9 protein-coding genes are annotated in these 9,298 nt (G+C 54.2%); 3 read left to right on the top strand and 6 right to left on the bottom strand.

The genetic code is table 11. The features are described from left to right. Positions 1 to 570: 570 nt before the first annotated feature. Both purH and purD read left to right on the top strand, forming a co-directional pair. Entirely contained in the window at positions 571 to 2,160 is a 1,590-nt protein-coding gene (gene purH / locus ACJHW7_RS23595) for a bifunctional phosphoribosylaminoimidazolecarboxamide formyltransferase/IMP cyclohydrolase (protein ID WP_001187566.1), read from the top strand. A gap of 11 nt (positions 2,161 to 2,171) precedes the next feature. Beyond that, positions 2,172 to 3,461 (top strand): phosphoribosylamine--glycine ligase, encoded by a 1,290-nt coding sequence (gene purD / locus ACJHW7_RS23590; RefSeq protein WP_000866807.1) that lies wholly within the window; start codon positions 2,172 to 2,174, stop codon positions 3,459 to 3,461. Here purD and zraR read toward each other — a convergent pair. Continuing rightward, positions 3,458 to 4,783, bottom strand: a complete 1,326-nt coding sequence (gene zraR / locus ACJHW7_RS23585) for a sigma-54-dependent response regulator transcription factor ZraR (RefSeq protein WP_000148543.1) — start codon at positions 4,781 to 4,783, stop codon at positions 3,458 to 3,460. The two genes, purD and zraR, sit on opposite strands and share 4 nt — an antisense overlap. Further along, entirely contained in the window at positions 4,780 to 6,156 is a 1,377-nt protein-coding gene (zraS, locus tag ACJHW7_RS23580; RefSeq protein ID WP_001211921.1) for a two-component system sensor histidine kinase ZraS, read from the bottom strand. Before zraS ends, zraR begins: the two co-directional genes overlap by 4 nt. Before the next feature lie 237 nt (positions 6,157 to 6,393). On the opposite strand from zraS, the gene zraP reads away from it, so the two are divergent. Next, positions 6,394 to 6,819, top strand: coding sequence for a zinc resistance sensor/chaperone ZraP (gene zraP / locus ACJHW7_RS23575; protein WP_000828222.1), 426 nt, complete (start codon positions 6,394 to 6,396; stop codon positions 6,817 to 6,819). Position 6,820: 1 nt separating this feature from the next. Here the strand turns inward: zraP and ACJHW7_RS23570 are convergent, their stop codons facing one another. The 4 genes from ACJHW7_RS23570 to nfi all read right to left on the bottom strand — a co-directional run bounded on the left by ACJHW7_RS23570 (position 6,821) and on the right by nfi (position 9,292). Further along, positions 6,821 to 7,516 (bottom strand): DUF1481 domain-containing protein, encoded by a 696-nt coding sequence (locus ACJHW7_RS23570; RefSeq protein WP_001300651.1) that lies wholly within the window; start codon positions 7,514 to 7,516, stop codon positions 6,821 to 6,823. A 12-nt stretch (positions 7,517 to 7,528) separates the two neighbouring features. Further along, positions 7,529 to 7,801 (bottom strand): nucleoid-associated protein HU-alpha, encoded by a 273-nt coding sequence (hupA, locus tag ACJHW7_RS23565; protein WP_001044513.1) that lies wholly within the window; start codon positions 7,799 to 7,801, stop codon positions 7,529 to 7,531. 186 nt (positions 7,802 to 7,987) lie between these two features. Continuing rightward, positions 7,988 to 8,578 carry a YjaG family protein gene (locus tag ACJHW7_RS23560; RefSeq protein WP_000940106.1) on the bottom strand — a complete coding sequence of 197 codons (591 nt, stop codon included), beginning with the start codon at positions 8,576 to 8,578 and terminating at the stop codon, positions 7,988 to 7,990. A gap of 42 nt (positions 8,579 to 8,620) precedes the next feature. After that, positions 8,621 to 9,292, bottom strand: a complete 672-nt coding sequence (gene nfi / locus ACJHW7_RS23555; RefSeq protein ID WP_000362392.1) for a deoxyribonuclease V — start codon at positions 9,290 to 9,292, stop codon at positions 8,621 to 8,623. Positions 9,293 to 9,298: the final 6 nt, after the last annotated feature.

Below are 9,298 nucleotides of genomic sequence, written 5' to 3'. Positions count from 1 at the left end.
GTTCACTCTTGAGACTTGGTATTCATTTTTCGTCTTGCGACGTTAAGAATCCGTATCTTCGAGTGCCCACACAGATTGTCTGATAAATTGTTAAAGAGCAGTTGCGACGCGCTTTAGCGCACTGTCGCGAGGTGGCGTATATTACGCTTTCCTCTTTCAGAGTCAACCCTGAATTTCAGGATTTTTCTCTTCAACCGAACCGGCTGTTTGTGTGAAGTGATTCACATCCGCCGTGTCGATGGAGGCGCATTATAGGGAGTTCTCCGCAGGCCGCAATAGAAAAATTGCAGAAAAATGACTGACTGCTGCATTCCCCAGCAAAACCCCGCTTTATACCTTTTTACGCACAGAGTTATCCACAATCATCAATGTAATTTCTGTATTTTTCCCACGGTAACCACTGTCAAAATTGTGATCACCATTGAAAGAGAAAAATTCGCGAGCGTTGCGCAAACGTTTTCGTTACAATGCGGGCGAAAAATAAGGATGCCCCGTTAGGGGCGTTAGCTGAGTTTTTCGCGAAAAATTCAGCTAACGCTCTCTGTAATAGTCAAATCCAGGGGATTTACCATGCAACAACGTCGTCCAGTCCGCCGCGCTCTGCTCAGTGTTTCTGACAAAGCCGGTATCGTCGAATTCGCCCAGGCACTTTCCGCACGCGGTGTGGAGCTGCTGTCTACAGGGGGCACTGCCCGTCTGTTAGCAGAAAAAGGTCTGCCGGTAACCGAAGTTTCCGATTACACCGGTTTCCCGGAGATGATGGATGGACGCGTGAAGACCCTGCATCCGAAAGTACATGGTGGCATTCTGGGCCGTCGCGGCCAGGACGATGCCATTATGGAAGAACATCAGATCCAGCCTATCGATATGGTGGTTGTTAACCTTTATCCGTTCGCCCAGACCGTGGCCCGTGAAGGTTGCTCGCTGGAAGATGCGGTTGAGAACATCGATATCGGCGGCCCGACCATGGTGCGCTCCGCCGCTAAGAACCATAAAGATGTCGCAATCGTGGTGAAGAGCAGCGACTACGACGCCATTATTAAAGAGATGGATGACAACGAAGGATCGCTGACGCTTGCAACCCGTTTCGACCTCGCCATCAAAGCCTTCGAACACACTGCCGCCTACGACAGCATGATTGCCAACTACTTCGGCAGCATGGTTCCGGCGTACCACGGTGAAAGCAAAGAAGCCGCTGGTCGCTTCCCACGCACGCTGAACCTGAACTTCATTAAGAAGCAGGATATGCGTTACGGCGAGAACAGCCACCAGCAGGCTGCCTTCTATATAGAAGAGAATGTGAAAGAAGCCTCCGTTGCTACCGCAACCCAGGTTCAGGGTAAAGCCCTCTCTTATAACAACATCGCCGATACCGATGCGGCGCTGGAGTGCGTGAAAGAGTTCGCCGAGCCGGCATGTGTGATTGTGAAGCACGCCAACCCTTGCGGTGTAGCTATCGGCAATTCCATTCTTGATGCTTACGATCGCGCGTACAAAACCGACCCAACCTCCGCATTCGGCGGCATCATTGCCTTTAACCGCGAGCTGGATGCGGAAACCGCACAGGCCATCATTTCTCGTCAGTTTGTCGAAGTGATTATTGCGCCTTCCGCCAGCGAAGAAGCCCTGAAAATCACCGCCGCCAAGCAGAACGTACGCGTTCTGACCTGCGGTCAGTGGGGCGAGCGTGTTCCGGGTCTTGATTTCAAACGCGTGAACGGCGGTCTGCTGGTTCAGGATCGTGACCTGGGGATGGTCGGTGCGGAAGAACTGCGCGTCGTCACCCAACGTCAGCCGACCGAACAGGAACTGCGCGATGCGCTGTTCTGCTGGAAAGTGGCGAAGTTCGTGAAATCCAATGCTATCGTCTATGCCAAAAACAATATGACCATCGGTATTGGCGCGGGCCAGATGAGCCGCGTGTACTCCGCGAAAATCGCCGGTATTAAAGCTGCTGATGAAGGCCTGGAAGTGAAAGGTTCCTCGATGGCTTCTGACGCGTTCTTCCCGTTCCGCGACGGTATTGATGCCGCCGCCGCTGCGGGCGTGACCTGCGTAATCCAGCCTGGCGGTTCCATCCGTGATGACGAAGTGATTGCCGCCGCCGACGAGCACGGTATTGCGATGCTCTTCACCGACATGCGCCACTTCCGCCATTAATGGAGCAATAGATGAAAGTATTAGTGATTGGTAACGGCGGGCGCGAGCACGCGCTGGCCTGGAAAGCGGCCCAGTCGCCGCTGGTTGAGACTGTTTTTGTTGCTCCGGGTAATGCAGGCACTGCGCTGGAACCCGCGCTGCAAAACGTTGCTATTGGCGTGACCGATATCCCGGCGCTGTTGGATTTCGCACAAAACGAAAAGATTGATCTGACCATCGTCGGCCCGGAAGCGCCGCTGGTGAAAGGCGTGGTCGATACCTTCCGCGCCGCCGGGCTGAAAATCTTCGGCCCAACCGCAGGTGCGGCCCAACTGGAAGGCTCAAAAGCGTTTACCAAAGATTTCCTGGCCCGCCATAAGATCCCTACGGCGGAATACCAGAACTTCACCGAGGTAGAACCTGCGCTGGCGTATCTGCGTGAGAAAGGCGCGCCAATCGTCATTAAAGCGGACGGTCTGGCTGCCGGGAAAGGCGTTATCGTGGCGATGACGCTGGAAGAAGCGGAAGCGGCTGTTCACGATATGCTGGCGGGCAACGCTTTTGGCGACGCGGGTCATCGCATCGTTATCGAAGAGTTCCTCGATGGCGAAGAAGCGAGCTTTATCGTGATGGTGGACGGCGAGCATGTGTTGCCGATGGCTACCAGCCAGGATCACAAACGCGTAGGCGATAAAGATACCGGACCAAACACGGGCGGGATGGGCGCTTACTCCCCCGCGCCGGTAGTAACCGATGAAGTTCATCAGCGCACCATGGAACGTATCATCTGGCCAACCGTGAAAGGCATGGCGGCGGAAGGCAACACCTACACCGGTTTTCTCTACGCGGGCCTGATGATCGACAAACAGGGCAATCCGAAGGTTATCGAATTTAACTGCCGCTTTGGCGATCCGGAAACCCAGCCGATTATGCTGCGCATGAAGTCCGATCTGGTTGAGCTCTGCCTGGCAGCCTGTGAAGGGAAGCTGGACGAGAAAACATCCGAGTGGGATGAACGCGCTTCTCTCGGCGTGGTGATGGCTGCGGGTGGATATCCGGGCGATTACCGCACCGGCGATGTGATCCACGGCCTGCCGCTGGAAGAAGTGGCTGACGGCAAAGTGTTCCACGCGGGCACGAAACTGGCGGATAACGAGCAGGTAGTGACCAGCGGCGGGCGCGTACTGTGCGTCACCGCGCTGGGTCATACCGTGGCAGAAGCGCAGAAACGCGCTTATGCCTTAATGACCGATATTCACTGGGACGACTGCTTCTGCCGGAAAGATATTGGCTGGCGCGCTATCGAACGCGAGCAGAACTAACGCGACAGTTTTGCCAATAGCGTTTTGCGCGTGATCCCTAACTGACGGGCGGCCTCGGTTTTGTTGCCGCCCGTTTTCTCCAGTGCCGCCAGAATCACTTCTTTTTCGACTTCTACCAGCGGCTGAATATCCTGACTTTGCCCCAGCGGGATCGGCGTACCGGCAATCGCCAGCGGCAGCTCGCGTTCGGAAATATATTCCCCGGTCAGCAGCACCACCGCCCGTTCCACCGCGTTTTCCAGTTCACGAATATTTCCCGGCCAGTCGTAGTGGATCAGCAAATCCATCGCCTGTGGCGTAAAGCCTTTTACCGCCTTGCGATTACGCTCGGCAAAGCGCTGAAGAAAATGGCCAGCCAGCAGAGGGATATCTTCCCGCCGTTGCCGCAGCGATGGTACTTCAATCGCCACCACATTCAGGCGATAGTAGAGATCCTGGCGAAAATGCCCGGCATTCACCTCTGCGGCAAGATCGCGATGGGTCGCCGCAATCAGCCGGACATCAACCGAGATAGTCTGGTTGCTACCGACACGCTGAACTTCGCGCTCCTGAATCGCACGCAGCAGACGCACCTGCATCATCGGCGAGATATCGCCAATTTCATCGAGAAACAGCGTGCCGCCGTCCGCCTCAACAAAGCGCCCTTCCCGGCGTTTATCGGCTCCAGTAAACGCCCCTTTTTCGTGACCGAACAATTCAGATTCCAGCAAGGATTCGTTGAGTGCCGCACAGTTGAGCGTTACCAGCGGTTTTTCGCTACGTGCGCTACTGGCGTGAATCGCCCTGGCGACCAGCTCTTTACCGGTGCCGGAATCGCCGTGGATCAGTACCGTGGCTTCCGATGGCGCGACGAGGGCGATTTCACTGAGCAGGTGTTGCATCGCCGAGCTTTTACCGACCATACCGAACTGGCTGGCAGTCACCGCAGGTGTTTCAGCATCAATACTGTGCGTATGCGCGAGCGCCTTTTCCAGCGTCGCCTGCAGGGTGTCGAAATCCAGCGGCTTGATGAGATAATCCAGCGCCCCAGTTTTCAGTGCCTCTACCGCCGTCTCGACGCTGGAGTACGCAGTCATAATCAGCACCGGAATTGCCGGGTTTAACGCTTTGATCTCTTTCAGCGTGACGATGCCGTCCATCTCCGCCATTCGCACATCGCAAAGCACAAGATCAAAAACCTGTTCCCGCACCTGCTCCAGCGCCTGTCGCCCGCTGTTCGCCAGCGCGACGTTATAGCCCCAGCCGCGCAGTAAAGCCTGCAAAATAGTGCAGTGGCTAATGTCATCATCCACCACCAGAATATCGATATTATCGTGCGTCATCCTTGTGGGTCCTTACGCGTAATATTGACCGGAAGCCAGAGGGTGAACGTTGAGCCTTTTCCCTCCTGGCTTGCGACCTGAATTGTACCACCGTGTTGTTCAACAATATTATGCACGACCGCCAGCCCCAATCCGGTGCCTTCGGCTTTGGTGGTGAAGTACGGAGTGAAGATGGCTTCAAGCTGATCTGCCGCAATTCCCTTACCGCTGTCGGTAACGCTGATTTTCACGCCCGCGCCGCTTTCGCTGACCGTCACACTAATCACGCCATGCTGACCAATCGCCTGAATAGCATTGAGATAGAGATTCAACAGGACCTGAGTCAGCCTGTCCGGATCGGCCTGAATTTCCGGTAATGTGTCGTTGGCGGTAAAGCGTAACTGGATCTCCCGGCTGTTTGCATCCTGGCTTACCAGCTGTAATGAGTGGTTAATCAGCGTGTTGAGATCCACCGCCTGCAAAGCCAGATGCGTTGGCTTAACCAGTTCCAGCAACTCGCTTACCACGCGGTTTAAACGGTCGGCTTCTTTCGCCATCACCTGCGCCAATTGATGCGCTTCTCCCCCTGCTGGCGCGCGTTCGGCAAAGTATTTCGCCAGCCCTTTAATTGAGGAAAGTGGATTACGGATTTCGTGGGCAACGCCTGCCGCAAGATGCCCCAGAGCTACCAGCTTCTCTTTGCGCTTCATTTCATCCTGCAACAGCTGGCGCGAGCGCAGATAGCGGCGATACCAGAAGAATGACAACACGCTTGCCAGCAAGACCGTCGCCAGGGCGAAGAGGATAATCAGGGTGTTTCTCTGCTCACGATCTTCGGCACTCACAATATTACTGGCGTCGAAAGCGATGAAAATTGCTTGTGGTGTCGCGGCATACTGCTGCATATGGCGCATCCGGTGCATTCCAGCAGCAAACATCGGTTGAAACTGGCGATAAATTTCCAGAACAGGCTCGCCGTCTGCGCTATCGATCCGCCGCCACGCTTCTTCATCTCCAGGATGTAACTGCTGCATTTCCTGCGGGGAATAAAGCTGTTTTCCCACCATGCCGGAGTTGCTATGCATCACGATTGTTCCTTGTTCATCCGTGACCGCAAACCAACGTACTCCAGGCTGCCCGGCCATTTCTTCCAGTAAGGCCTGCTGCTGCGCATGATGCATGCGCATCCCCATGCCGACGCGCGAGCCGGATTCAAGAGCGCGAATAAGTACACTGCCTTTTTCCAGCAGCGTTTGTCTGGCGGCGGCAGTCTCGCGCCCATAATCGCGAATCACCGTCACCGCAAACAACCCTACCAGCCCAACAATGACCACGGGGAGGATCGCGCTTAACCATTTAGCTAAGGAGTCTTTAGAACGTTGCATAAAACGCATCTTCTTCTTTGCCTGCTCATCCCTTTCTGACAGCAGAAATCATGCCATCTTTTATCAGCGCTTACCCTGCGCTGTAACACAAAGGCTTAAGTTTCAATGAGTAAAAATGACTCGCTACCCGCAGCAGGCGAGTCATTTTTACTCGTTTATCATGCCAGATTACCCGTCATATCAGCGTTTCATCGTTGGCACGGAAGATGCAATACCCGAAGTAAGACAACCACTGGAGGATTAACCATGAAACGGAACACGAAAATTGCCCTGGTAATGATGGCGCTTTCAGCAATGGCGATGGGATCGACATCTGCATTTGCTCACGGCGGACACGGTATGTGGCAGCAAAATGCCGCGCCTTTGACCAGCGAACAACAGACAGCGTGGCAGAAAATCCATAATGACTTTTACGCTCAAAGCAGCGCACTGCAACAGCAACTGGTGACGAAGCGTTATGAATACAATGCCCTGTTAGCCGCGAACCCACCGGATAGCAGCAAAATTAACGCGGTCGCCAAAGAGATGGAGAATTTGCGTCAGTCGTTAGATGAGTTACGGGTGAAACGAGATATCGCGATGGCTGAAGCGGGTATTCCGCGCGGAGCCGGAATGGGCATGGGCTACGGCGGCTGCGGTGGTGGCGGTCATATGGGTATGGGCCACTGGTAAATCAGAACGTTTTCTCGTTGGGTTGCCAGCGACAGAAATCAGAGTTTGCCACTAACAGTAATTGCGAACCTTCGGGCGCTTCCAGCCATGCCACGCTGACATCAACAGAAGAGCGGCTCTGGCGGCGCTCGATATGCGCTATCGCCTGCGAATCTAAATCAGGTTTAATGGTTTGCCCTTCGCAGGTGGTCACGGTCTGTTCCATCGCATGCCAGCGCCCCTGGCGCAGCACGACTCTCCCCTGACGTAAGGCATCGCTAATCTGGCGGATCTGATCAGCACGATAACGGTATAAATCGATTTGGTCGTTAGAAAGCTGCTGCTTTTCCCCATCGGATTCACGTTGCATAAAGCTCAGATCACCGCGATCGTCAAAACGCGCGCGAATGTTCACCGGCGGTTTGCTGTAAACATTGATATTGATGAGCGTGAGGTTATCGCCCTGCCAGCGATACTCTCGCGTCGTGGTATCGCCACTGCGCCACGGGCTAAACACGGCAAGCAGATGCACATTATCGCCGCTGTCTTTTCGCCAGATGCGTACCGCGCCCTGGTCTTCAGCAAATCCACTGGCGGTAAAGGGAGGAAGTGAAGAGTTGTGACTACAGGCAGTGAGAAACAGAGCGCCTGCCAGCATCAATGATCGACGCCAGAAAGACAAAAGGGGTGAAACCACCCCTTCGTTAAAACTGTTCACTGCCACGCAATCTTACTTAACTGCGTCTTTCAGTGCCTTGCCAGAAACAAATGCCGGTACGTTAGCTGCGGCAATTTTGATTTCTTTACCGGTCTGCGGGTTGCGGCCAGTACGCTCAGCGCGGTGGTTCACTTTGAAGGTACCGAAACCAACCAGTTGTACAGCATCGCCTTCTTTCAGAGACTCAGTAATTGCAGCCAGAGTGGACTCCAGAGCAGCTTTAGCCTGGGTTTTGGACAGTTCTGCTTTCTCTGCAATTACATCAATCAGTTGAGTCTTGTTCATAAGTTATCCTTACAATGTGTTTATCGCTTGCTAAGCATCGAGTGCGACGGAAATGCCAGAATAGCACTCTCCTGCATACACGCACCGATAGCCACTTTTTTTCGCCCCCCAAATGTAGACCAGACGGGGGGCGAAAGGGAAGACTCCAGGTACGACAAATCAGGCGTTAAATCACGTTTTCTGGTCTTATTGCTGAAAAATTATACCAATATTGCTCTCACCCGCCTCACGCAGGTCTGCCCTAAGGCCTTTTATCAGCTCGATATCGCGTTCTTCGCACTCAGCTAAAAGTCGGAATATTTCCCACTGAATGTCCCATTCTTGCTCTACAGCTGGGTTTTCTTTAAGCTCTTCATCGCTCATTTCACGACCAGCCTGAGTCATTTCCAGCATCGCAACGGTCGTGATGGAGGTCTTACTCACTTCCACCGCGTGTTCGAGCGTTTCACCACTCAAACGCGAATGGACCAGTTCACTTAACGCCACGCAGGCATCGATTGCCGGATAAACGCCGTACAGATCGAAATCGTCGGCTGAAGGAATCGCTTCTTCAAATTTCTCCAGTTGGCTGTCGAAATTTACTTTTGCGTCTTTAACGGTCAGCGTTTCCCAGATGAGATCGAGAATGCGACGGTAAATTTGCCCATCACCAAAACCGGTTTGCTGGCAGAACATGGCGTAATTGGGGTACATGCGTTCGCATAAGCAAGCCATGAAAGTGACATGCTGCCAGCTTTCCAGGCGCTCCAGACGCAGATGAATTGGGTTTTGTAACATGTTGAGTTCTCAAATACGGAAATTATCCGCAGTTTACCTGAATTAGGGCTGATTTGCTGTATAGCGCACGAACGCCGGACGTTCCGAGGCCACCGCGTCCGCCCAGCGCGTTGGCTCCGGCAGACGATAGCCTTTCATGCAGCGTTGTACCCACGCCAGCGCGCTGTCCACGCTGACCCGATGGCCGGTAGCGATAAACAACGGGTTACAGCGCGCTTTGCTGCGCCAGACCCAGGCCAGCTGCTCGCCTTTATCCATCAGTGGGGCCAGCGCGCCCGGTTCGCTGGAGAGCGGTTCGAATTTACCGCAGAGCCGTTTTTTCGCCACGCCGATCGTTGGCACATCCACCATCAAACCAAAATGGCTGGCGACGCCAAGACGGCGAGGATGCGAGATCCCATGACCATCGACAAACACTAAATCCGGCTTTTGCGACAGCATCTCCCACGCTGCCAGCAGCGCAGGATATTCGCGGAAGGAAAGAAAACCTGGAATGTAAGGCATGGTGGTGGCGATGCGGGCAACTTTATACTCCACCAGCTCAAGCGAGGGATATTTCAGCAGCACCATCGCCGCTCGCGTCACTTCTCCGCCCTGCTCAAACCCGACATCGGCTCCGGCGATCAGATCCGGCGGATCCTTATCGAGTCGATCCTCGCGGATCACAGAAGAAGCCAGTTCGATTTGTTGAGCGCGTAATGACGCGAGATCCATAATCGC

The sequence above is a fragment of the Escherichia sp. WS1152 genome (genome assembly GCF_046487665.1).
Lineage (GTDB): Bacteria > Pseudomonadota > Gammaproteobacteria > Enterobacterales > Enterobacteriaceae > Escherichia > Escherichia coli.
This window is presented reverse-complemented; position numbering and strand designations above follow the sequence as displayed.

Bases quoted from the DNA above. Each gene is read 5' to 3' on its own strand.
- purD (WP_000866807.1), top strand. From the start codon at position 2,172: ATGAAAGTATTAGTGATTGGTAACGGCGGGCGCGAGCACGCGCTGGCC.
- nfi (WP_000362392.1), bottom strand. From the start codon at position 9,292: ATGGATCTCGCGTCATTACGCGCTCAACAAATCGAACTGGCTTCTTCT.
- zraP (WP_000828222.1), top strand. From the start codon at position 6,394: ATGAAACGGAACACGAAAATTGCCCTGGTAATGATGGCGCTTTCAGCA.
- hupA (WP_001044513.1), bottom strand. From the start codon at position 7,801: ATGAACAAGACTCAACTGATTGATGTAATTGCAGAGAAAGCAGAACTG.
- zraS (WP_001211921.1), bottom strand. From the start codon at position 6,156: ATGCGTTTTATGCAACGTTCTAAAGACTCCTTAGCTAAATGGTTAAGC.
- ACJHW7_RS23560 (WP_000940106.1), bottom strand. From the start codon at position 8,578: ATGTTACAAAACCCAATTCATCTGCGTCTGGAGCGCCTGGAAAGCTGG.
- zraR (WP_000148543.1), bottom strand. From the start codon at position 4,783: ATGACGCACGATAATATCGATATTCTGGTGGTGGATGATGACATTAGC.
- purH (WP_001187566.1), top strand. From the start codon at position 571: ATGCAACAACGTCGTCCAGTCCGCCGCGCTCTGCTCAGTGTTTCTGAC.